Source organism: Bradyrhizobium tropiciagri (genome assembly GCF_001189845.1).
Taxonomy (GTDB): Bacteria; Pseudomonadota; Alphaproteobacteria; order Rhizobiales; family Xanthobacteraceae; genus Bradyrhizobium; species Bradyrhizobium tropiciagri.
Genome location: NZ_LFLZ01000049.1, coordinates 47460 through 69578 on the forward strand (window position 1 = coordinate 47460; position 22119 = coordinate 69578).

The window sequence follows — 22119 nt, forward strand, 5'->3', positions numbered from 1 at the left end:
CGTCACCCACACCACCCCGCGCCCCCGCGGCGTATGCTTCGGGCTACCCATTGCCGGTCCGATCTTCTATGGTGACTTGATCCGGTTCGCATGCGGCGAACTCGATAAATCCATGATATCAAAGGCTTAAGGCTCGGATCGAAGCCTTTGGAGGGCGGTTTGACGCGGTATATTTCGACCAGGGGCGAGGCCCCGGTGCTTGGCTTCTGCGATGTGATGCTGACCGGGCTTGCCCGGGACGGCGGGCTCTACGTGCCCGAGACCTGGCCGGAGCTGTCGCACGAGACCATCGCCGGCTTCTTCGGCCGTCCCTATTGGGAGGTCGCGGTCGAGATCGTCAGGCCGTTTGTCGCCGGCGAGATTTCCGATGCCGAGCTCGGCCGCATGGCCAACGAGGCCTATGCCACGTTCCGTCATCCCGCGGTGGTGCCGCTCGACCAGGCCGGGCCGAACCAGTTCCTGCTCGAGCTGTTCCACGGGCCGACGCTGGCGTTCAAGGACGTCGCGATGCAGCTGATCTCGCGGCTGATGGATCACGTGCTGGCCAAGCGCGCGCAGCGCACCACCATCGTGGTCGCGACCTCGGGCGATACCGGCGGCGCCGCGGTCGAGGCGTTTGCCAATCTCGACAATGTCGACCTCGTCGTGCTGTTCCCGAACGGACGCATCTCCGAGGTGCAGCGCCGCATGATGACGACGACCGGCGCTTCCAACGTCCACGCGCTCGCGATCGAAGGCACGTTCGACGATTGCCAGTCGCTGGTGAAGGAGATGTTCAACAACCATCGCTTCCGCGACGCGGTGGCGCTGTCCGGCGTCAACTCGATCAACTGGGCGCGCATCGTGGCGCAGGTGGTCTATTATTTCACCTCGGCGGTGGCGCTCGGCGCACCGCAGCGCACGGTGGATTTCACGGTGCCGACGGGTAATTTCGGCGACATCTTCGCCGGCTATGTGGCCAAGCGCATGGGGCTGCCGATCCGATGGCTGCGCATCGCCGCCAACGTCAACGACATCCTGCCGCGCACGCTGAAGACCGGCAACTACGAGGTGCGCGAGGTTCACGCCACGGCATCGCCGTCGATGGACATCCAGGTGTCCTCGAATTTCGAGCGGCTGCTGTTCGAGGCGAGCGGCCGCGACGCCGACCAGGTCCGCCGCCTGATGGCTTCGCTGAAGCAGTCCGGCCGCTTCGTGCTCCCGGATGCGACGCTGGCCGCGGTGCGCCGCGATTTCGACGCCGGCCGCGCCGACGAGACCGAGACGGCGGCGGCGATCCGCGCCGCCTGGCGCGAGGCGGGCGATCTGGTCGATCCGCACACTGCGGTGGCGCTCGCGGTCGCCGACCGCGACACCTCGGACTCAGGGATACCGAACATCGTGCTGTCGACCGCGCATGCGGCCAAATTCCCTGACGCGGTCGAGGCCGCCTGCGGGGTGCGTCCGCAGCTGCCGGCCTGGCTCGGCGGGTTGATGACGAAATCCGAACACATGACGGTCATGAAGAATGATTCCGCGGAGGTCGAGCGCTTCGTGCTGTCGGTCAGCCGTGCCGCCAAGCAGGGAGTTGCCTGATGAGCGTTGAGATCACGAAGCTGCCGAGCGGTCTGACCGTCGTCACCGACACCATGCCGCATCTGGAAACCGCGGCGCTTGGGGTCTGGGCCGGGGTCGGCGGGCGCGACGAGAAGCCGAACGAGCACGGCATCTCGCATCTCTTGGAACACATGGCGTTCAAGGGCACCGCGCGGCGCTCCTCGCGCGAGATCGTCGAGGAGATCGAGGCGGTCGGCGGCGATCTCAATGCCGGCACCTCGACCGAGACCACGGCCTATTATGCACGGGTGATGAAGGCCGACGTGCCGCTGGCGCTCGACGTGCTCTCCGACATCCTCGCCAACCCGTCCTTCGTGCCGGACGAGCTCGAGCGCGAGAAGAGCGTCATCGTGCAGGAGATCGGCGCGGCGCAGGATACGCCCGACGACGTCGTGTTCGAGCATCTCAACGAGCTCTGCTACCCGGACCAGCCGATGGGGCGTTCGCTGCTCGGCACCGCCAAGACGCTGAAGGCCTTCAACCGCGACACGCTGCGCGGCTATCTCTCGACGCATTACCGCGCCCCCGACATGGTGGTCGCCGCCGCCGGCGCCGTCGATCACAAGCGCGTCGTCGAGGACGTGGCGCAGAAGTTCGCGAGCTTCGACCCCACGCCGGCGCCGAAGCCGCAGCCGGCGATGTTCGGCAACGGCGGCTCGAAGGTGGTGCATCGCGATCTCGAGCAGGCGCATCTGACGCTGGCGCTGGAGGGCGTGCCGCAGACCGACCTGTCGCTGTTCTCGCTGCAGGTCTTCACCAACACGCTCGGCGGCGGGATGTCGTCGCGGCTGTTCCAGGAGGTGCGCGAGAAGCGCGGGCTGTGCTACTCGATCTACACCTTCCACGCCCCCTATACCGACACCGGCTTCTTCGGCCTCTACACCGGGACCGATCCCGCCGACGCGCCGGAGATGATGGAAGTCATCGTCGACGTCATCAATGACGCGGTGGAGACCCTGACCGAGGCGGAGGTCGCGCGCGCCAAGGCGCAGATGAAGGCCGGCCTGCTGATGGCGCTGGAAAGCTGTTCATCCCGGGCCGAACAGCTGGCACGCCATGTGCTAGCCTATGGCCGGCCGCAGACGGTGGAAGAGCTGGTGGCGCGGATCGACGCGGTCAGCGTCGAATCGAGCCGCAACGCCGCCCGCGCGCTGCTGTCGCGCAGCCGGCCCGCCGTTGTTGCCCTCGGCAGCGGAAGGGGTCTGGACACGGCGGTGTCTTTTGCGGAAGGATTGACGAAGTCGAAGGCAAAGACGCTGCTGCATTAGAAGTTACCTCTCCCCGCCTGCGGGGAGAGGTCGATTGCGAAGCAATCCGGGTGAGGGGGTACAGGTCCCCGACAATCGGCTCGCTCGTGGAGGCAGCCCCTCACCCCGACCCTCTCCCCGCAAGGGCGGGGCGAGGGGGAAGTGAGCGGGGGAGTGTTGGGCCATGGCCCTGTTTCGTTTGCCGTCTGGTGGACCCGCTGCACTGATGCCGCGCGGTCACGGGCTGTTGCTGCGTGCGCCGCAAATGTCGGATTTCCCGCAATGGGCGCAATTGCGCGAGTTCAGCCGCGCCTATCTCACGCCCTGGGAGCCGATCTGGCCCTCCGACGACCTGACCCGGGCAGGCTTCCGCCGCAGGCTGCGCCGCTACTCCGAGGATATCGCCGCCGATAGGTCCTATCCGTTCATCATCTTCCGCGAATCGGACGGGGTGATGATCGGCGGGATCACGCTCGCCAACGTCCGCCGCGGCATCGTGCAGGCCGGCACGATCGGCTATTGGGTCGGCCTGCCGCATGCCCATCGCGGCTACATGACGACGGCGCTGCGGGTGCTGCTGCCGTCGCTGTTCGGCGAGCTCAATCTGCATCGCATCGAGGCGGCCTGCATCCCCTCCAATGCGTCGTCGATCCGCGTGCTGGAGAAGTGCGGCTTCACCCGCGAGGGCCTGGCGCGGCGCTATCTCTGCATCAACGGGATCTGGCAGGACCATTTGCTGTTCGGCCTGTTGCACGAGGATTTCCGCGGCTGAATCGCAAGCCTGGCCGGCTGATGGCCGGCGCCGCCCGGCGCCTTCCGGATGCCTTGTTACATGCCCTTCACATGCCTTGGGTTCGCCGCCATTGGCTTGCTATAACGCCGGCGAAACGGGAACTCGGTTTGGAGATTTGAGGATATCGATGGGTGACAGGGTGATCAGGTTCGCGCTCGCGGCGGCGGTATCGATCGGTCTCGGTGCCACCCTGCTACCCTCGGCAGGCTCGGCGCAGTCGCTGAGCGACCGCTTCAAGAGCCTGTTCGGCGGCGGATCGTCGGATTCGAAGCCGGCGACAGCAGCGGCGCCGCAGCCGCTCAGCGATGCCGACGCTGGGCTGACCTGCCCGCCGGTGCAGATCCGCTCCGGGGCTTCGACCTATTCGGTGGCGCAGGACGGCAAGGAAGCGGTCGGCAACGACGTCAAGTTCCTGGCTTCGATCACCCGCACGGCGCGGGAATGCAATCTGAACAGCGGCCAGATCACGGCCAAGATCGGGATCCAGGGGCGGATCATCGTTGGTCCCCAGGGCGCACCGCCGAGCGTCCAGGTGCCGCTGCGCGTCGCCGTGGTGAAGGGCGGCGTCGGCGAGAAGACCATCGCCACCAAGGCCTACACCACCACGGTGCAGATGGACGACAGCGGCAGCGTGCCGTTCAGCCTGGTCGCCGAGGATGTCGTCTATCCGGCGCCGTCGGCCGCGGAAAACGACGATTACATTTTTTATATCGGCTTTGATCCGCAGGCCCTGAAGCCGGAGCCGAAGCCCCGCACGCAAAAGAAGAAGCACTAAGGCCTGATGAGATTAGGTTGAGCTGGAACGGCGTCGAAAGTTCACCTCTCCCCGCCGGGGAGAGGTGAAGCAAGACCGCGCCAAGCCGATTCAACCAAAACTCATCGCGCTTTAGCGGCGGCCGTGATGGGCCGCTGGAATGAGAAAAGGTGCAGGACCCATGAAAAAGGCCGGCGCGATGATCTCGCGCCGGCCTTTTTTTGGAAGCAGTTAGGATCGCGTCAGTTCAGCTTGGAGCGGACTTCGGCGATGCCCTTGCCGACGAGGTCGTCGCAACCGAGCCCTTGACCGACTGCGACAGGATGGTCGAGGCGGCGGTCACGGCGGCGTTGGCCGCGGCGGCGCGGACATCGGCCACGGCCTGGGCCTCGGCCTGGGCGATCTTGCTCTCGGCGGTCTTGGTCCGCCGGGCGACAAAATCTTCCATCTTGGTCTTGGCTTCAGCCGCGATTCGCTCGGCTTCGGCCTTGGCGTTGGAGATGATGTCCTGGGCCTCGCGCTCCGCGCTGGCGCGGCGCGCCTTGTACTCGCCGAGCAGCTTGTTGGCCTCGTCCTTCAGACGGCGGGCGTCCTCCAGCTCGGCCTTGATGCGCTCGGCACGATGATCGAGCGCCGTCAGCAGGGTGCGATGGACGCCGAGGTAGCCGAACACGACCAGCAGAATGACGAAGGCAATGGCAACCCAGGTTTCCGGTTCGTAAAACATCGTCTATCCCTTCAGCGACGCGTCGACGGCGCTGTTGACCGCATTCGCGTCCGGCGTGACGCCGGCGAGTTGCTGGACGATGGCGCCGGCCGCATCCGCCGCGATGCCGCGGACGTTGCTCATGGCGTTGGTCCTCGTCGTTGCGATCTGCTTCTCGGCGTCGGCGAGCTTGGCCGCCAGTTTCTCTTCCAGCGCCTTGCGCTCGGCTTCCGAGGCCGCGTTCAGCTTCTCGCGGGTCTCGTTGCCGATCGCCTGCGCGTTGGCGCGCGCATTCGTCAGCTCGGTTTCATAGGCCTTCAGCGCCGCGTCGGACTCGTCCTTCAGCTTCTGCGCCTCGGCCAGATCGCCCTCGATCTTGTTCTGACGTGCATCGATCGTCCCGCCGACGCGCGGCAGTGCGATACGCGACACGATCAGATAGAGCGCGACAAATGCAATCGCCAGCGACACCAGCTGCGAGGCGTAGTTGGACGAATCGAACGGCGGAAAGGCTCCGCCGTGATGCCCGCCTTCGGCCTCGGTGTGGGCGCCGGCCGCCTGGCCTTTTGCCTCGCCATGACTCTCAGCCATGGTGTTCTCCTGTTGCTGTCATGCGCACCGCCCCTGGAATGATCCTTCGGATGATCCCCGGGCGGCGCGAAGGAAGTGCCGCTCAGAGCGGAACGAACAGCAGAAGCAGCGCGATCAGCAGCGAAAAGATGCCGAGCGCTTCGGTCACGGCGAAGCCGAAGATCAGGTTGCCGAACTGGCCCTGAGCGGCCGAGGGGTTACGCACCGCAGCGGCGAGGTAGTTGCCGAAGATGATGCCCACGCCGACGCCCGCACCGCCCATGCCGATGCACGCGATGCCCGCGCCGATAAGTTTTGCTGCTGCCGGTTCCATATGTAGCTCCTTGAGAAAGATAGACAGATTGGTGGGTGGAGATTCCCCGGACCGCTTAGTGTCCCGGATGAATGGCGTCGTTGAGGTAGATGCAGGTCAGGATCGCGAACACGTAGGCCTGCAGGAACGCGACCAGCAGTTCGAGGGCGTACAGCGCAATCGTGAGCGCCAGCGGCAGCACGCCGCCGACCCAGCCGAGCGCGCCCAGCGAGAAGCCGAGCATCGCGACGAAGCCCGCGAACACCTTGAGCGCGATGTGGCCGGCCAGCATGTTGGCGAACAGACGAACGCTGTGCGAGACCGGCCGCAGGAAGAACGACAGGACCTCGATGAACATGACCAGCGGCAGGATGTAGATCGGAACGCCGGAGGGGACGAAGATCTTGAAGAATTTCAGACCGTTCTTGTAGAGGCCGTAGAACAGGACGGTGAAGAACACCAGCAGCGCAAGGGCCGCGGTCACGATCAAATGGCTCGAGATCGTGAAGGTGTAGGGGATGACACCGACGAGGTTCGAGACGCACAGGAACATGAAGAGCGAGAAGATCAGCGGGAAGAACTTCATGCCTTCCGAGCCGGCCGTGCTGCGAATCGTGGTGGCGACGAACTCGTAGGAGATCTCGGCGACCGACTGCAGCCGTCCGGGAACCAGGTCCCGGCCGCTCGCCAGCATCAGCAGCGCGATCAACAGCACTGCGATGAACATGTAGAGCGACGAATTGGTGAAGGCGATCGTGTGATTGCCGATGTGGCCGAGCGTGAAGAGGGGCTCGATATTGAACTGATGGATCGGGTCGATTTTCATCCGCGCGGCTCTTGGTCCACCGGCCGTGTCGCCGGTTATCGAATTTCAAATGTCGTGACTTCCCGCCAGCGCTCAGCGCTTGCCCGAGGCCACGCCCGCGGACCTCACCACGTTGACCACGCCGGCGACGAAGCCGAGCAGCGTTAACACGATGAAGCCGAATGGCGACGTCGACAGCAAACGGTCGAACCCCCAGCCAATCGCCGCTCCGACGGCAACGCCCGCGATCAGCTCCGAGGAAAGACGAAAACCGAGCGCCATCGCCGAAGCTCTGGCGGCACTGTCCCCGCTTTCATTACCGGATTGATCAGTCTTGCTCCTGCGGCTGTCGCGAATTTCTGACAACCGATGATCGAGACTTCCGAGCCTTGCGGAAAGCGCAGCTTCGTCAGGAGGCGATTGATCGCGACTTCCATCTGCGCCGGGGTTGGTGTTCTCAGCCATGCTGCAAACACTAACCGATGCCGCGGATGATGGAAATTGCGCCCGTCCCCGTCAAAAGCCGCGCGGACCATACTTACCGCGTCTAATCAAGTCAAGATTGCGTCGTAACCAGTTATTGCTTTGATTCTGCTGGATTTATTTTGAGATATTCAAGGTCAGAGTGACGCAGTGATCGCAGTGCAACAGCTTGTATGCTTCGAAGCGTTGTTGCGTGGCTTTTCCCGCTCTGCTGGGATCGCCGAAAGTCCTCGTCCCTCGTGCAGTCAAGGTTCCGCATGGCGCGCCAAGTCGACTACTACTTCTCGCTGCAATCGCCGTGGGCCTATATCGGCCACAAGCCCTTTACTCGGCTCGTAAGCACTTACGATCTCAAGGTAAATTACCGGCCCGTGCTGCTGGTCGATCTGTTCTCGGAGACCGGCGGGCTGCCGCTCGCCAAGCGCCATCCGGTGCGGCAGCGCTATCGGCTGATCGAGTTGCAGCGCTGGCGCGACAAGCGCGGACTGAATTTTCACCTGCAACCGGCCAACTGGCCGTTCAACGGGCGCCTCGCCGATGGTGTCGTGATCGCGATGCTCGAAGCCGGGCTCGACCCCGAGCCGTTTCTGCAACGTGCCTATCCGGCGGTCTGGGAGCTTGAGCTCAACCTTGCCGATCCCGCAACGCTGGTGAAGCTTGCCGACGATGCAGGTCTGCCCGGCCGGCAGCTGGTGGAGCGCGCGGGCACGGAGGCGATCAGCGCGGCCTATGAGCAGAACCGCCAGAATGCGTTGGATGCCGGCGTGTTCGGCTCGCCCGGCTATGTGCTCGATGGCGAGGTGTTCTGGGGCCAGGACCGGATCGAATTGCTCGAGGACGCGTTGAAGTCAGGCCGCAAGCCCTATAGCTCTGTGGTTTAGGGGCAGGATTCAGGTTGAGGCGGAGCAAGCCCATGCCCATCGCGATGTCGTCCTCGAAATTGTCCATCGCAATTGCTGCCATCCTGATCACGAGCGGTACGGCATTGGCGCAAACCGCGCCCGATACCGAGAACGGCAGGTACGCGCTGTCGCCGGCCGGCGATGGCTTCCTGCGGCTCGACACCCGCACCGGCGCGGTGTCGACCTGCACCAATTCCAGCGCCGGCTGGGCCTGCTACATGGTGCCGGACGAGCGCGCGGCGCTCGATGCCGAGATCGGGCGCCTGCAGGCCGACAATGACAAATTAAAGGGCGAGCTCGCCGCGCGCGCACCGTCGGCCAAGACCGACGAGGCGTTGCCGAAATCGGATCAGCTGAAGAAGCCGGAGCCCAAGCCACCGGAGCCCAAGGTCGCCGAGGGCGAGCGCAAGATCGAGATCCCGCTGCCGAGCGACCGCGACATGGATCGCATGATGTCGTTCGTCGAGCGGGCCTGGCGGCGGCTGATCGAGATGGCCAACCGCGTACAGCGCGACGTCAACGGCGGCAAGATTTGATGTGTGCTGGCGCTGTTTGTTCAGCGTCGTCCCGGCCTAGTGCGCAATTGCGCACGGGGGCCGGGACCCATAACCACCGAAGCGAATTGGTTACGAGAGATATCCACCCCTAGTCTTCGAACTTGAGGGGCCGCGGAGTATGGGTCCCGGCCTTCGCCGGGACGACATAGTGAGAGTTACAGATGACCTCACCGAAAACCATATCGCGCTCGGCGGCATCTTCCGTCGCGGCAACCAGCATCGTCTCATCGCGCCTGACGGTGGAAACGTCGGGCGCCGGTTTCACCGACATCACGCGCGAGGTCGCCAAATTCCTGCGCGAGGTGCGCGCCGGCGAGGGCGCGGTGACGCTGTTCATCCGTCACACCTCGGCCTCGCTGACGATCCAGGAGAATGCCGATCCGACCGTGCTGGCCGATCTGATGACGGCGCTCGACCGCGCCGCGCCCGAACACGGCGGCTGGCGTCACGACACCGAAGGGCCCGATGACATGCCGGCGCATATCAAGACCATGCTGACGGCGACCTCGCTGCAAGTCCCCGTGCTCGATGGCGAGATGGCGCTCGGCACCTGGCAGGGCATCTATCTGATCGAGCATCGCGCCAGGGCGCACCGGCGCGAGATCGTGCTGCAATTCATCGGCGCCGTGCGCTGACGCGCTCGAACAGCCGAACAAAACGACATCGGCCGCGGATCGCTCCGCGGCCGATGCATGTTGATCGCGATGTCGACGGTCAGGTCTTGGTGATGTCGACGTCCTTGGTTTCCGGGATGAACAGCGCGCCGACCACGACGGTGATTGCCGCGAAGATGACCGGATACCAGAGACCGGAGTAGATATCGCCGGTCGAGGCGGTGATCGCGAACGCGGTCGCCGGGAGCAGGCCGCCGAACCAGCCGTTGCCGATATGATAGGGCAGCGACATCGACGTGTAGCGGATGCGGGTCGGGAACAGTTCGACCAGCATGGCGGCGATCGGGCCGTAGACCATGGTGACGTAGATCACCAGGATGAACAGCAGGCCGATGATCGCAGCCACCTGCGGACGGAAGACGTCGAACGGGTTCGACATCTTCACGATGCCGGGGTCACCCGCCTTCGGATAGCCCGCCGCCTGCACCGCCGCCAAGATGGCGGGGTTCGACGTCTTGGCGTCCGTGTACGGCACCTCCTTGTCGTTGACGGTGATCTTCACCGGCGAGCCGGCCGGGCCCGGCACGGTGGTGTACTTCACCGACGACTGGGCGAGGAAGGCGCGGGCGGTGTCGCAAGGCGCCGAGAAGACGCGGGTGCCGACCGGGTTGAACAGATCGCCGCAGCCGGCGGGATCGGCCACCACCTGCACCTTGACCGACTCATAGGCCTTTTCCAGCGCCGGGTTGGCGTTGGTCGTGATCATCTTGAAGATCGGGAACAGGGTGAGTGCGCCGATCAGGCAGCCGGCCAGGATGATCGGCTTACGGCCGATCTTGTCCGACAGCGCGCCGAACACCAGGAAGAAGCCGGTGCCGAGCAGCAGCGACCACGCGATCAGGAGGTTGGCGGTGTAGCCGTCGACCTTCAGGATCGATTGCAGGAAGAACAGCGCGTAGAACTGGCCCGTGTACCAGATCACCGCCTGGCCCATGGTGAGGCCGAGCAAAGCGAGGATCACGATCTTGGCGTTGCTCCAGGTCGCGAAGGCCTCGGTCAGCGGCGCTTGGAGGTCTTGCCTTCCTCCTTCATCCGCTGGAACACCGGCGATTCGTTCAGTCGCAGACGGATCCAGACCGAGATGCCGAGCAGCAGCACCGAGACCAGGAACGGAATACGCCAGCCCCAATCCGCGAAGTCCTTCTCGCCGGTGAAGGTTCGGGTGAACAGGATGACCAGCAGCGACAGGAACAATCCGAGCGTTGCCGTGGTCTGGATGAAGGAGGTGTAGTAGCCGCGCTTGCCCTGTGGCGCATGCTCGGCGACGTAGGTCGCTGCACCGCCATACTCGCCGCCGAGCGCGAGGCCCTGCAGCAGGCGGAGCGAGATCAGGATGATCGGCGCGGCGATGCCGATGGTCTTGGCGCTGGGCAACAGGCCGACGATGAAGGTCGACATGCCCATGATCAGGATGGTGACGAGGAAGGTGTATTTGCGGCCGACGATGTCACCGACCCGGCCGAATACGATCGCGCCGAACGGGCGAACCAGGAAGCCCGCGGCGAACGCCAGCAACGCGAAGATGTCGCGGGTCGCCGGCGGATAGTCGGAGAAGAACTGTGCGCCGATGATGCCGGCCAGTGAACCGTAGAGGTAGAAGTCGTACCACTCGAACACGGTGCCGAGCGACGACGCGAGGATGACGAACCGCTCATCCTTCGTCATGCCGGCGGGCCGCGCCGAGGTTGCAGTCATTGTGGACATCTGGATAGCTCCCCCCGAATTGTTGCTGATGCTCGCCCCCGGCAGGCGGGTTAGGCCCGAATGAGCCTTAGGCTTAAATTGAGGGTAACATCGCAGTGAAACCGGCCCCAATAAGACTTTTGGCTTTTGCACGCTTGAACTTATCTTTGGAGGTGAGTGCCGGATGGAACGCGCCGGCGTGCTTCTATTGCGGCGCACAAGCCCGGCCGGTTAACTGCGTTGGCATCTGGCATTTTCGAGCCCTTGCGTGATACTGCCGCGCGGGCGACAACCGAACGGCGCGGGCTTGCCCGCTTGTGGGACTGAGATGACTGCTGCTGCCAATACTCATCTTGTCATCGCCGACGACCATCCGCTGTTCCGCGATGCGTTGCGTCAGGCGGTGTCGAGCGTCGTGAGTTCGGCCACGATCAGCGAGGCCGGATCGTTCGAGGACCTGACCGCGCTCCTGGAACGGGACTCCGAGGTCGACCTGATCCTGCTCGACTTGAGCATGCCGGGGATCAGCGGCTTTTCCGGCCTGATCTATCTGCGGGCGCAGTATCCGGCCATCCCGGTGGTCATCGTCTCCGCCAGCGACGATGCCGGAACCATCCGCCGTTCGCTCGACTTCGGCGCCTCCGGTTTCATCCCCAAGCGCTTCGGCGTCGAGACACTGCGGGATGCCATCATGAAGGTGATGGAGGGCGACGTCTGGGTTCCGCCGGACACCGATCTGTCGGCGGCCGGGGATCCCGACATGACCCGGCTGCGCGACCGCCTGGTCACACTGACCCCGCAGCAGGTGCGGGTGCTGATGATGCTGTCCGAGGGGCTGCTTAACAAGCAGATCGCCTACGAGCTCGGTGTCTCCGAAGCGACCATCAAGGCCCATGTCTCGGCCATTTTGCAGAAGCTCGGCGTCGAAAGCCGAACCCAAGCCGTGATCGCCGCCGCCAAGATCGCCGGCGGCCAATGGCGCCAGGGCACGCCGTCGCCTTAACCTGTCATCGCGGCTCTTTGCTCCGTAATCCTGAAAGGCTGGGAATCAATTCACCCCGTCATTGCGAGGAGCGATAGCGACGAAGCAATCCATGCTTCCGGCATGCCGCGCGATGGATTGCTTCGCTTCACTCGCAATGACGAGCTAGGACCGTCATCCTGAGGAGCCGCGAAGCGGCGTCTCGAAGGATGAACGGCCCGGCCGGTGGCCGTCGATCCTTCGAGACGCGCGTTCCGCGCTCCTCAGGATGACGGGACAATCAGGACGCCGCGCTTCGCACGCGGTGGACCGGGCGAATCCTACTCCGCCGCCACCATCTGCTGCGTCCGCCATTGTCCGAGCAGCGCGCGCAGCGAGGCGGGTTTGACCGGCTTGTTCAGCACCGCGATGTTCTCCTCGCGCGCGGCGGCGCGCACCGCCGGGCTGCGGTCGGCGGTGATCAGGATCGCCGGGATGCCGTCGCCGAAGCGGCGGCGGATTTCGCGGATCGCGGCGACGCCGTTGCCGCGATCCAGATGATAGTCGACCAGGACGCCGGTGACGCGGCCGCCGGCGGCCTCGATCGCGCTGATCGCGCCGTCGGCATCGAGCACCGCGATCACCTCGGCGTCCCACGCCGTCAAGAGCGTCTTCATGCCGTCGAGAATGGCGGGGTCGTTCTCGATGCAGACGATCAGCGAGCCGCTCATCGGCGTCTTCGACAGCGGGGTGGCGCTGGTGACGGCCGCGGTATGATTGACCGCGGTCGCGACCGGCACGGTGACCGAGAACGCCGAGCCGCCGCTGACATTGGCCGAGATCGCGATGCGATGGTTGAGCACGCGCGCCAGTCGCTCGACGATCGATAGTCCAAGACCGAGGCCGCGGGCGATCCGGGCGCCTTGCTCGAGGCGATGGAACTCCTTGAAGATCTCGCCACGCTTTTGCACGGGAATGCCGACGCCGGTGTCGAGGATACTGATCTGCAGCGCGTCGCCGCGGCGGCGGCAGCCGATCAGCACGCGGCCGCGCGGGGTATATTTGATCGCGTTGGAGATGAAGTTCTGCAGCAGCCGGCGCAGCAGCGAGCGATCGGATTCGACCGGCAGCGAGCAGGCCACGAAGCGCAGATCGAGGCCCTTGTCGCGGGCGATCGGCATGAACTCGATCTCCAGCGAGCGCATCAAATCGGCCATCCGGAAGCTCGTGATCGCCGGCGTCATGGCGCCGGCGTCGAGCCTGGAAATATCGAGCAGCGCGCCGAGGATGTCCTCGATCGCCTCGAGCGAGTCGTCGATGTTCTCGACCAGGCGCGAATCCTCGCCGCCGTTCTGGCGTTCGACCAGGCTCGTGACATAGAGGCGCGCAGCGTTGAGCGGTTGCAGGATGTCGTGGCTCGCCGCCGCCAGGAAGCGCGTCTTCGAGGCATTGGCGTCTTCGGCGATGCCTTTGGCGAGCGCGAGCTCCGAGTTCAGCCGGGTCAGCTCCTCGGTGCGGTCGCGCACCCGCTTTTCCAGCGTCGCATTGGCGCGCTCCAACGCCTCGGCGGCCTCGAAGCTCGGCGTGACATCGGAGAAGGTGATGACGAGCCCGCCGCCCGGCATCCGGTTGGCGCGGACCTCGATCACGAGGTGGCGATCGGTGAAGCGTTCCAGATAGGGCTCGCCCTCAGTGGTGTAGGCGCGCAGCCGCAATTGCAGCAAATTGTCGCTGTCGCCGGCCGGCGGCGGGCTGATCGCGCCCATGAATTCGAGGATCTCGGGCAAGGGTATGCCGAGCTGCACCAGATGCGGCGGCAGCCCGAGCAATTCGGAGAACTGGCGATTGGAGCAGATCAGCTGCAGATCGGCGTCGAACACTGCGATGCCCTGGCGCACGTGATTGAGCGCGGTCTGCAGGATCTCGCGGTTGAAATGCAGCGCGGCGTGGGAGTCGTCGAGCAGCTTGAGCGCGGCCTTGGCCGACACCGTGCGCCGCTGCAGCAGCAGCGACATCACGAGGCGCGAGGACGCGGCCCCGATCGAGGACGCGATCAGCCGCTCGGCGTGTTGCAGCAGCTCGAAATCGGCCGGCGCCGACGCCAGCAGCACGACGTTGCGGTCGACGGCGAACGCGGCGAACGCCTCGCGGGTGCGGTCGGGGCCGAGATATTGCGTCACCGTGCTTTCGATGTCCTGCACTGTCACCGTGGTGCGCCAGCGCCGGAAGCTCGGCGCGATCGGGGCCAGCGCATTGGGCACGAACACGTCGGCCTGCAACAGCTCGATCGAGGACGGCGCGCGCGCCAGCGAGAACAGCACATAGGTGAGGATGTTGAGGGCAAGGCTCCACAGCACGCCGTGCAGCAGCGGCGGCAAATCGGCGCCGAACAGCGCCTGCGGCCGCAATGCCTCGATCCCGAACGGCCCGTGTTGCAGCAGCATCAGGCCGGCGGTCGAGTTCTCCAGGAAACTCGGGATGAACAGCGTGTAGAGCCACGTCGCGAAGCCGACCAGCATGCCCGCCATCGCGCCGCGTGCGGTGGCTCTGCGCCAGAACAGCCCGCCGAAGAAGGCCGGCGCGAGCTGGGTGATCGCGGCAAAGGATAGCAGGCCGATCGCGACCAGCTGGGTGTTGCCGAGCGCGCGATAATAGAAGTACGCCATCACCATGATGGCGAAGATAGAGAAGCGGCGCGCCTTCAGGAGGAAATCGCCAAAATCCTTCTGGCCGATGCGGGTGTCGTCGCTGCGCGGCAGCACCAGCGGCAGCACGATGTCGTTGGAGACCATGATCGAGAGCGCGACACATTCGACGATCACCATCGCGGTCGCCGCCGACAGGCCGCCGACGAACACCGCAAGGCTCAGCAATTGCGCATTGCCCTCGATCGGCAGCGCCAGCACGAACATGTCGGCATCGACCGCGCCGAACGGGAAGATGACGAGGCCGGCGATCGCGATCGGGATCACGAACAGGTTGATGGCGATGAGGTAGAGCGGGAACAGCCAGCGCGCCCTTGTGACTTCGGCGGGCGTCGAATTCTCGACCACGCTGACATGGAACTGGCGCGGCAGCAGCATCACCGCGCAGAACGACAGCAGCGTCATGATCAGGAAGTTGCCGATCGACGGCACATATTCGATCGCACGCACCGCTTCCGGCGTCTTGAGGGCGCGCTCATAGAGCTCGACCGGGGAGAACATCCAGAAGGTGACGAAGGCGCCGGCGGCGATGAAGGCGACCAGCTTGACGATGGATTCGGCGGCGATCGCCAGGATCAGCCCGTGCTGGTGCTCGGTCGCGTCGGTGTGGCGGGTGCCGAACAGCACCGCGAACACCGCCATCGCCAGCGTCACCATCAAGGCGATGTCGCCGATCACCGGGATCTTCGAAAATGCCTGGTCCTCGCTCAGGATGGTTTCCAGTGACGAGGCCATCGCCTTGAGCTGCAGCGCGATGTAGGGCACCGAGCCGATGATCGCGATCAGCGCCACCGTCGCGGCGACCGCCTGGCTCTTGCCGTAGCGGGCGGCGATGAAGTCGGCGATCGAGGTGATGTTCTGCGACTTGGCGAGCGCGATGACGCGGCGGAGCAGCGGCGTGCACAGCCCGACCATCACGATCGGGCCGACATAGATCGCCAGGAAGTCGACGCTGGTGCGGGTGGCGAAGCCGACCGAGCCGAAGAAGGTCCAGGAGGTGCAGTAGATCGCGAGCGACAGCGGATAGATCCAGTGGCTGGCGCGGCCGCGCTCGCCCGCCGACATCCGGTCGCCGCGGCTGGCAATGAAGAACAACAATCCGATGTAGGCGAACGCCGTGGCGATGACGCCCCAGTCGTGCAGCATCGCTGCTTATCTCCTGTCCCGGCCGCTGGGAGGGCCGGGTCTCAGGATTATAACGCAAAGGGCCGGCCGCGCGATGCACGGCGGCCCAAATTCGCAGGTTGAAACGGATAGGGTTACTCGGCGGCCAGCGACTTCTGGTGCAGCGGCAGGCCGAGCCGGTCCCAGACCTGGAGCAGCGCCTCGGCCAGCCCGTCGATCAGGCCGTCGTCATGGTAGGGCGAGGGCGTGATGCGCAGCCGCTCGGTGCCCTTGGCGACCGTCGGGTAGTTGATCGGCTGGATGTAGATGCCGTGATCCTCGAGCAGCAGGTCGGAGGCCCGCTTGCACTTCTCGGGGTCGCCGACGAACAGCGGCACGATATGGGTGTCGCTCGACATCACGGGCAGGCCGGCGGCGGTCAGGATCGCCTTGGTGCGCGCGGCGCGGTCCTGGTGGCGCTCGCGCTCCCAGTTCGAGGTCTTGAGGTGGCGGATCGCGGCGGTCGCGGCCGAGCAGATCGCGGGCGGCAGCGCGGTCGTGAAGATGAAGCCCGGCGCGTAGGAACGCACGGCATCGATGACCTCGGCCTTGCCCGCGATGTAGCCGCCGAGGCAGCCGAACGCCTTGGCGAGCGTGCCCTCGACGATATCGACCCGGTGCATCACGCCGTCGCGCTCGGCAATGCCGCCGCCGCGCGGGCCGTACATGCCGACCGCATGCACCTCGTCGACATAGGTCATGGCGCCGTATTTCTCGGCGAGATCGCAGATCTTGCCGAGCGGCGCGACATCGCCGTCCATCGAATAGAGGCTCTCGCAGACGATCAGCTTCGGCCGGTCGGTGCCGGCGGCGATCAGGAGCTCTTCGAGATGCGCGACGTCGTTGTGGCGGAAGATTTGGCGTTCGCAGCCGGCCTGGCGCACGCCCTCGATCATCGAATTGTGGTTCAGCGCGTCCGACAGGATCAGGCAGTTCGGAATCAGCTTCGCGAGCGTCGAGATGCCGGTCTGGTTCGAGACATAGCCCGAGGTGAACAGCAGCGAGGCTTCCTTGCCGTGCAGATCGGCGAGCTCGGCCTCGAGCTGCACCAGCGGATGATGGGTGCCCGCGATGTTGCGGGTGCCGCCGGCGCCGGTGCGACCCGGGTCGCGGTCTCGACCATGGCGCCGACCACCTTGGGGTGCTGGCCCATGCCGAGATAGTCGTTGGAGCACCAGATCACGACGTTGCGGCTGCCCTTCGGCGAATGCCAGGTCGCGTGCGGGAAGCGTCCCGCGATCCGCTCGAGGTCGGCGAAAACCCGGTAGCGCCGCTCGTCATGCAGGCGATTGAGGGCGGAATTGAAAAACTGGCTGTAATTCATCGGCAAACCCAGAAAGCGGAACCTGACCGGAATAGCTGCTTCTTCTTAGAGCTTTTCCAGCTCTAATGTCCATGCATTGACCCACATCTGGGCATGCGTCGCAGTTGGGCAAATTGCCCTAGCGGGGCCGATTTGGTTTGATTTTGCTCAAATCGCCAGGCGGGGCGCCGCCCCGGCCGGGCTCAGGTGGTCCTGAAGCGCAGCATGCCGTCGTCGTGCATCTGGGCCGTCAGGCGGCCCTCGACCAGCATGTAATTGACATGGGCGACCAGTTCGCCGGCGGCAAAGCCCATCTGGTGCTCGTCCAGCACGTGCTTGTGGAACACCACCGGCACCAGCTCCTTGGAGGTCTGCGGCACCTCGCGGCAGGCCTCGGCGATCAGCCGGCAGCGCTCCTCATGGTGGTCGGCGAGCTGCTTGATCCGGGTCTTCAGCCCGTAGAACGGCACGCCATGTCCCGGCAGCACCATCACGTCGTAGGGCAGGGTCGTGGTCAGGCTGGCCAGCGAGGCCAGATATTCGCCGAGCGAGTTCTGCTCGGGCTCGACCGCCCAGACGCTGACATTGGGCGAGATCTTGCTCAGCACCTGGTCAGCGGACAGGAACAGCTTGTCGGCGGCGCAATACAGCATCACCTGGTCGAGCGCGTGTCCGCCGCCGGTGATCACCTTGAAGCGCCTTGTGCCGATCACGACCTCGTCGCCATGGGTCAGGCGGTGATAGGACGGCGGCAGCACCGACACCCGCTTCAGGTAGTCCTGGCCGCGGCCGAGCAGCTTCTCGGTGAGGTCCTCGTCCATGCCGTGGCGGCGGAAGAACAGCCGCTGCGCGTTGCGCCGTTCCTCGGTGCCGCGGTTCTGGTGATAGACCGATTGCAGGTATTCCACCTGCGACATGAACAGCGGGCAGTCGAAGCGCTCGGTGATCCAGCCGGCAAGACCGACATGGTCGGGATGCGAGTGCGTCACGATCAGCCTGTTGACCTTGACGTGCTTTAGCGGCCCGTCGAACAGCGTGGTCCACGCCGCGATCGATTCCTCGTTGCCGAAGCCGGCATCCACCATGGTCCAGCCGTCGCCGTCGGCGAGCAGATAGATGTTCACGTGGTTGAGGCGGAACGGCAGCTTCAGCCGCGCCCACAGCACGCCGGGAGCCACCTCCACGACCTGGTCGTGGCCGGGATGGTTCTCCCAGGGGTATCGCAGTGCCTCCGCCGAGGAGGGAAGGCTGTCGGTCTTCTTGTCCATGCTACGGGCTTAGCGGGACATGGGCCGCCGCGCCAGCCGAAAATCAGATAGCCGTCCGGAGAATGGGGCCGCGTGAGCCCGAATTCCGTAGCCCGGATCAACCCGGGCCACGGATCGTTTGGAAACGCTGCTAGGCGGCCCGGATGTTCGACAGGAAGCCGTCGATCTCCGAGCGCAGCACGTCGGCCTCGCGGCGCAGCGCGTCGGAGGCGCTCAGCACCTCGCCGGCGGCGGCGCCGGCCTCGGCCGAGGCGGTCGAGACGCCGACGATGTTGCTCGACACCTCGCTGGTGCCGCCGGCGGCGTGCTGGATGTTGCGGGCGATCTCGCGGGTCGCCGCGCCCTGCTCCTCGACCGCGGCGGCGATCGCGGTGGTGACGTCGTTGATCTCGCCGATCGTGCTCGAGATGTTGCGGATCGCGGAGACCGCCGTCGTCGTCACCTCCTGCATGCTGACGATCTGCTGGCGGATTTCCTCGGTCGCCTTCGCGGTCTGGCTCGCCAGGTTCTTCACCTCGGAGGCGACCACGGCAAAGCCGCGGCCGGCTTCGCCGGCGCGCGCCGCCTCGATGGTAGCGTTGAGCGCCAGGAGGTTGGTCTGCGAGGCGATGGTCTGGATCAAATCGACCACGACACTGATCCGCGCCGCGTTGTCGGCAAGGCCCTGCATCGTGCTGTCGGTGGCGCTGGCTTCCTCCACCGCCTTGCGGGCGATCTCCGCCGAGGTGACGACCTGGCGGCTGATCTCCTGGATCGAGGACGACAGTTCCTCGGTGCCGGCCGACACCGTCTGCACGTTGACCGAGGTCTCCTCGGCGGCCGAGGCCACCGCGTTGACCAATGCGCTCGACTGGTCGGCGGTCGCCGACATGCTCTGCGCGGTCGACTGCATCGAGTTCGCCGCGGTCTGCAGGCTGCCGAGCGCGGTGCGGACCGTCGATTCGAACGTCGTGATCTGCGTCTCCATGCGCGAGGCGCGCTCCGCCTTGGCGGAGCGGTCCTTGTTCTGGTTTTCGGTGAGCTCGCGGCTCTCGATCATGCTCTCGCGGAACACCTGCAGCGCGTCGGCCATGACGGCGATCTCGTCGCGCTGGCGGCTCTGCGGGATCTCGGTGTCGAGGTCGCCGTCGGACAACAGCTGCATCGAGCGCTGCAGGCCGCGGATGCGGCGCAGGATGTTGCGCCCGACATAGAGCCAGACGAACAGGAACGAGCCGACCAAGGTCAGCGCGCCGAGGCCGATCATGACCGTGGTCGCGAGCGAGATCTGCTGCCGCGCCTGGAAGGTCGAGGCGTCGGTCTCCTTCTGGACCGCGTCGACCAGCTGCTGGACGCTGATGCCGAGCCCGACATTGAGCTTGCGGGTCTCCTCCAGGATGGTCTGGCCGTAATCGATCGAGTCGAGCTCCTTCTGGCGGACCTTGAACACGCCGGTCTTGCCTTCGCCGAGCACGAGCAGCTTCTGGGCAGTGTCGCGCACGGCGACGATCGCCGGATTGTTCGGCAAATCGTCGAGGTTCGACTTGATGCGCTCGCGGCCCTTCTTGAACTCCGCCTCGATCGCATCGAGCGTCTCGCTGGAGTTGGCCGACAGCGCCGCGGTCATGTCGGCGGCCATCAGATTGCCGATGGACATCACATTGCTGATCTGGCCGACGGTGCGGGCCGCTTCGGTGGCGTCGTCGGCGGAAACCTCGGCCGAGGCGAGGATGGCGTTGAGCCGGGTCTGCGCGTCGAGCATCGCCGGACCGGCCGCGGAGACGAAGGACCCCTGCGCCTTGCGCAGCGCGTTGTACTGCTTGTCGCGCAGCGCGCCGACCTCGAGCCGCTCGCGCGCCGCCGAGATCAGGCTCTTGGTCGCCTCGTCGGTGTTCTTGACGTTCTCCTGCAGCGCGCTGACGACGGATTTGTCGGCGCCGAGTTCGATGATCTCGCCAAGCTTGGCGTTGGTCTGCTGCGCGACCTCCTGCACCTTCTTGGTGCGATCGTTCAGCGCGTCCTCGCTCTGCACGGCGAGCAGACCGGGACCCTGGGCTGCGAGCGAGGCGCTCTGCGCGGACAGTTGCAGGCTCGCGGCAAGCCGCGGAATGTCGCGGCCGGAGAGATCGCTCATGGTGCCGCCGAGCTGATGCAGCACGATGCCGGCGCCTGCGCTGATCACCAGCGCCATGGCTGCGATCACGGCGAACGCTGCGAACAGGCTGCCCCTGACGCCCATCTGCGGCAGGTGGATGCGCTTGAGATTGAGTTTGCCGAGCTTGAACCGAAACGCCATTGCCCCCGTGTCCCCCGTCACCACTACTCTTGGATGTTTCCCCGGCGCGGCAGTATCGGTGCGGCGGGTTAACAAAATCGGGAAAATCGCGACGATCTGCTGGATTTTTCAGGGCTTCCGCGCACGGGCTTGGTTCGCTGTGCGGAATCGATGCACGCGAACGGACGCAAAAAGGCCGGCGTCAGCCGGCCTTTCCACTCTTGGTTGTGGTGATTGCCTCAGTAGCGGCCGTAGGCGGGGCCGCCGAGGTTGCCGAGATTGAAGCGGTAGTTGAGGCCCGCCTTCACCGTGTGCTCGTCATTGTGGAAGCTGCCGACCGGCACCAGCGCGCCCGGCGCGGTGAAGCGGCTGTCGCCGAAGTCGTAGTACTGGTACTCGACCTTGGCCGACCAGTTCGGCGCGAACATGTATTCGGCGCCGCCGCCGATGGTCCAGCCGTTGCTGTGGTTGTCGGTGAGCGCGAAGCCGACCGGCGCGCCGCCTGATGTCACCGTTTCGTTGTTGTCGGAATAGGCGTAGCCGCCCTTCACGTAGATCAGGCCCGGGCCCCAGGTGTAGCCGACGCGGCCGGTGATCGAGCCGATGCCGCGCTGGTTGTTGTTGTAGACGTAGCCGCCCGGGAAGATCGCGTTGAGCTGGTGGCCGCCGAGCCAGGAATACTGGCCTTCGACGCCGATCACCCACATCGGCGACAGCTGCCAGTCGTAGCCGGCCTGCACGCCGCCCATGAAGCGGGCGTCGGAATTGGTCAGCGCGAGGCCGTTGAAGGAGTTGTTGCTGCCCGAGAACACGCCGCCGAGATGGCCGCCGAGATAGAAGCCGGTCCAGTTGTAGAGCGGAGCGGCGTAAACAGGCGCGGGCGCCTTCTGGTAATAGCCGCGGGAGCCGAGATCGGCGGCTTGGGCGGTCGCGCCAAAGGCAGCGAGGGCAGCCGCTGCGGCTGCGGTTGCGAGCAGGAACTTCTTCATAAGGCAGTCTCCGGACAAGTCATGAGGCGCAGCGTAAGTGGCGCCATCCACGGCCGAGGGGGTAGACCGCATTTGAATAAAATTTCTCACCGAAAGACGGCTTGGAGCGTTAAGTCGCACCCTTTGCGGCGAAACGTTTTGTTGTGCCTAACGAACGCTTAAGCGGGAATGACGGAAGGCTTAACGCGCCGCGCGCGGCATGGCTCTCCCGTTAACCAAGCCGCCGTCTGCCGATCGAGACGCTGGCTAAGGCCTGATGAGATTAGGTTGAGCTGGAACGGCATCGAAAGTTCACCTCTCCCTTGGGAGAGGTCGATTTGCGCAGCAAATCGGGTGAGGGGTTGCGGTCTATCGAGAGAGCAAGAGCCCTCACCCGGATTGCTGCGCAATCC

At 65.2% G+C, this 22119-nt stretch carries 16 protein-coding genes and 3 pseudogenes; 8 read left to right on the plus strand and 11 right to left on the minus strand.

Annotated elements, in window-relative coordinates:
• The first annotated feature begins 159 nt into the window (after positions 1-159).
• From thrC to AKN84_RS30580, 4 genes are all read left to right on the plus strand, one after another.
• Entirely contained in the window at positions 160-1575 is a 1416-nt protein-coding gene (thrC, locus tag AKN84_RS30565) for a threonine synthase (RefSeq protein ID WP_050424232.1), read from the plus strand.
• Positions 1575-2864 (plus strand): M16 family metallopeptidase, encoded by a 1290-nt coding sequence (locus AKN84_RS30570; RefSeq protein WP_050424214.1) that lies wholly within the window; start codon positions 1575-1577, stop codon positions 2862-2864. The genes thrC and AKN84_RS30570 overlap by 1 nt, the downstream gene beginning before the upstream one ends.
• 163 nt (positions 2865-3027) lie before the next feature.
• Positions 3028-3615, plus strand: a complete 588-nt coding sequence (locus AKN84_RS30575) for a GNAT family N-acetyltransferase (protein WP_021076543.1) — start codon at positions 3028-3030, stop codon at positions 3613-3615.
• A 148-nt stretch (positions 3616-3763) separates the two neighbouring features.
• Positions 3764-4411, plus strand: a complete 648-nt coding sequence (locus AKN84_RS30580; RefSeq protein ID WP_050424215.1) for a hypothetical protein — start codon at positions 3764-3766, stop codon at positions 4409-4411.
• Positions 4412-4632: 221 nt separating this feature from the next.
• On the opposite strand, the pseudogene AKN84_RS30585 reads toward AKN84_RS30580, so the two are convergent.
• The 5 genes and pseudogenes from AKN84_RS30585 to AKN84_RS30605 all read right to left on the minus strand — a co-directional run bounded on the left by AKN84_RS30585 (position 4633) and on the right by AKN84_RS30605 (position 7249).
• Positions 4633-5117 (minus strand): annotated as a pseudogene (locus AKN84_RS30585) (F0F1 ATP synthase subunit B family protein).
• A gap of 3 nt (positions 5118-5120) precedes the next feature.
• Complete coding sequence (locus AKN84_RS30590) at positions 5121-5687, minus strand: F0F1 ATP synthase subunit B (protein WP_050424216.1); 567 nt, start codon at positions 5685-5687, stop codon at positions 5121-5123.
• A gap of 82 nt (positions 5688-5769) precedes the next feature.
• Positions 5770-6000, minus strand: coding sequence for a F0F1 ATP synthase subunit C (locus AKN84_RS30595; RefSeq protein ID WP_016847054.1), 231 nt, complete (start codon positions 5998-6000; stop codon positions 5770-5772).
• A gap of 55 nt (positions 6001-6055) precedes the next feature.
• Positions 6056-6805, minus strand: coding sequence for a F0F1 ATP synthase subunit A (locus tag AKN84_RS30600; protein WP_050424217.1), 750 nt, complete (start codon positions 6803-6805; stop codon positions 6056-6058).
• 72 nt (positions 6806-6877) lie between these two features.
• On the minus strand, positions 6878-7249 hold the full coding sequence (locus AKN84_RS30605) for an AtpZ/AtpI family protein (RefSeq protein ID WP_050424218.1): 372 nt from the start codon (positions 7247-7249) through the stop codon (positions 6878-6880).
• Between the two features lie 275 nt (positions 7250-7524).
• Between AKN84_RS30605 and AKN84_RS30610 the strand changes: the two genes are divergently transcribed.
• The 3 genes from AKN84_RS30610 to AKN84_RS30620 all read left to right on the plus strand — a co-directional run bounded on the left by AKN84_RS30610 (position 7525) and on the right by AKN84_RS30620 (position 9361).
• On the plus strand, positions 7525-8148 hold the full coding sequence (locus AKN84_RS30610; protein WP_050424219.1) for a 2-hydroxychromene-2-carboxylate isomerase: 624 nt from the start codon (positions 7525-7527) through the stop codon (positions 8146-8148).
• Positions 8149-8180: 32 nt separating this feature from the next.
• Positions 8181-8705: a hypothetical protein gene (locus AKN84_RS30615; RefSeq protein ID WP_128971288.1), complete on the plus strand. Its 525-nt coding sequence runs from the start codon at positions 8181-8183 to the stop codon at positions 8703-8705.
• 182 nt (positions 8706-8887) lie between these two features.
• Positions 8888-9361, plus strand: a complete 474-nt coding sequence (locus AKN84_RS30620; protein WP_050424221.1) for a secondary thiamine-phosphate synthase enzyme YjbQ — start codon at positions 8888-8890, stop codon at positions 9359-9361.
• Positions 9362-9440: 79 nt separating this feature from the next.
• Here AKN84_RS30620 and AKN84_RS30625 read toward each other — a convergent pair.
• Positions 9441-11104 (minus strand): annotated as a pseudogene (locus tag AKN84_RS30625) (MFS transporter).
• A 307-nt stretch (positions 11105-11411) separates the two neighbouring features.
• On the opposite strand from AKN84_RS30625, the gene AKN84_RS30630 reads away from it, so the two are divergent.
• On the plus strand, positions 11412-12086 hold the full coding sequence (locus tag AKN84_RS30630; protein WP_050424222.1) for a response regulator: 675 nt from the start codon (positions 11412-11414) through the stop codon (positions 12084-12086).
• Between the two features lie 299 nt (positions 12087-12385).
• Here AKN84_RS30630 and AKN84_RS30635 read toward each other — a convergent pair whose 3' ends face one another.
• From AKN84_RS30635 to AKN84_RS30655, 5 genes and pseudogenes are all read right to left on the minus strand, one after another.
• Positions 12386-15895 carry a PAS domain-containing hybrid sensor histidine kinase/response regulator gene (locus tag AKN84_RS30635; RefSeq protein ID WP_050424223.1) on the minus strand — a complete coding sequence of 1170 codons (3510 nt, stop codon included), beginning with the start codon at positions 15893-15895 and terminating at the stop codon, positions 12386-12388.
• A 113-nt stretch (positions 15896-16008) separates the two neighbouring features.
• Positions 16009-17237 (minus strand): annotated as a pseudogene (gene hemA / locus AKN84_RS30640) (5-aminolevulinate synthase).
• A 182-nt stretch (positions 17238-17419) separates the two neighbouring features.
• On the minus strand, positions 17420-18484 hold the full coding sequence (locus tag AKN84_RS30645; RefSeq protein ID WP_050424224.1) for an MBL fold metallo-hydrolase: 1065 nt from the start codon (positions 18482-18484) through the stop codon (positions 17420-17422).
• 130 nt (positions 18485-18614) lie between these two features.
• A complete protein-coding gene (locus tag AKN84_RS30650) occupies positions 18615-20759 on the minus strand; it encodes a methyl-accepting chemotaxis protein (protein ID WP_050424225.1) in 2145 nt (714 codons plus the stop codon).
• Positions 20760-20977: 218 nt separating this feature from the next.
• A complete protein-coding gene (locus AKN84_RS30655; protein WP_050424226.1) occupies positions 20978-21727 on the minus strand; it encodes an outer membrane protein in 750 nt (249 codons plus the stop codon).
• Between the last annotated feature and the right edge of the window lie 392 nt (positions 21728-22119).

What these genes read in the sequence shown, in the direction of transcription:
- AKN84_RS30570 (WP_050424214.1), top strand. Translation starts at nt 1,575, where the DNA reads ATGAGCGTTGAGATCACGAAGCTGCCGAGCGGTCTGACCGTCGTCACC.
- AKN84_RS30575 (WP_021076543.1), top strand. Translation starts at nt 3,028, where the DNA reads ATGGCCCTGTTTCGTTTGCCGTCTGGTGGACCCGCTGCACTGATGCCG.
- AKN84_RS30580 (WP_050424215.1), top strand. Translation starts at nt 3,764, where the DNA reads ATGGGTGACAGGGTGATCAGGTTCGCGCTCGCGGCGGCGGTATCGATC.
- AKN84_RS30590 (WP_050424216.1), bottom strand. Translation starts at nt 5,687, where the DNA reads ATGGCTGAGAGTCATGGCGAGGCAAAAGGCCAGGCGGCCGGCGCCCAC.
- AKN84_RS30595 (WP_016847054.1), bottom strand. Translation starts at nt 6,000, where the DNA reads ATGGAACCGGCAGCAGCAAAACTTATCGGCGCGGGCATCGCGTGCATC.
- AKN84_RS30600 (WP_050424217.1), bottom strand. Translation starts at nt 6,805, where the DNA reads ATGAAAATCGACCCGATCCATCAGTTCAATATCGAGCCCCTCTTCACG.
- AKN84_RS30605 (WP_050424218.1), bottom strand. Translation starts at nt 7,249, where the DNA reads ATGGCTGAGAACACCAACCCCGGCGCAGATGGAAGTCGCGATCAATCG.
- AKN84_RS30610 (WP_050424219.1), top strand. Translation starts at nt 7,525, where the DNA reads ATGGCGCGCCAAGTCGACTACTACTTCTCGCTGCAATCGCCGTGGGCC.
- AKN84_RS30615 (WP_128971288.1), top strand. Translation starts at nt 8,181, where the DNA reads ATGCCCATCGCGATGTCGTCCTCGAAATTGTCCATCGCAATTGCTGCC.
- AKN84_RS30620 (WP_050424221.1), top strand. Translation starts at nt 8,888, where the DNA reads ATGACCTCACCGAAAACCATATCGCGCTCGGCGGCATCTTCCGTCGCG.
- AKN84_RS30630 (WP_050424222.1), top strand. Translation starts at nt 11,412, where the DNA reads ATGACTGCTGCTGCCAATACTCATCTTGTCATCGCCGACGACCATCCG.
- AKN84_RS30635 (WP_050424223.1), bottom strand. Translation starts at nt 15,895, where the DNA reads ATGCTGCACGACTGGGGCGTCATCGCCACGGCGTTCGCCTACATCGGA.
- AKN84_RS30645 (WP_050424224.1), bottom strand. Translation starts at nt 18,484, where the DNA reads ATGGACAAGAAGACCGACAGCCTTCCCTCCTCGGCGGAGGCACTGCGA.
- AKN84_RS30650 (WP_050424225.1), bottom strand. Translation starts at nt 20,759, where the DNA reads ATGGCGTTTCGGTTCAAGCTCGGCAAACTCAATCTCAAGCGCATCCAC.
- AKN84_RS30655 (WP_050424226.1), bottom strand. Translation starts at nt 21,727, where the DNA reads ATGAAGAAGTTCCTGCTCGCAACCGCAGCCGCAGCGGCTGCCCTCGCT.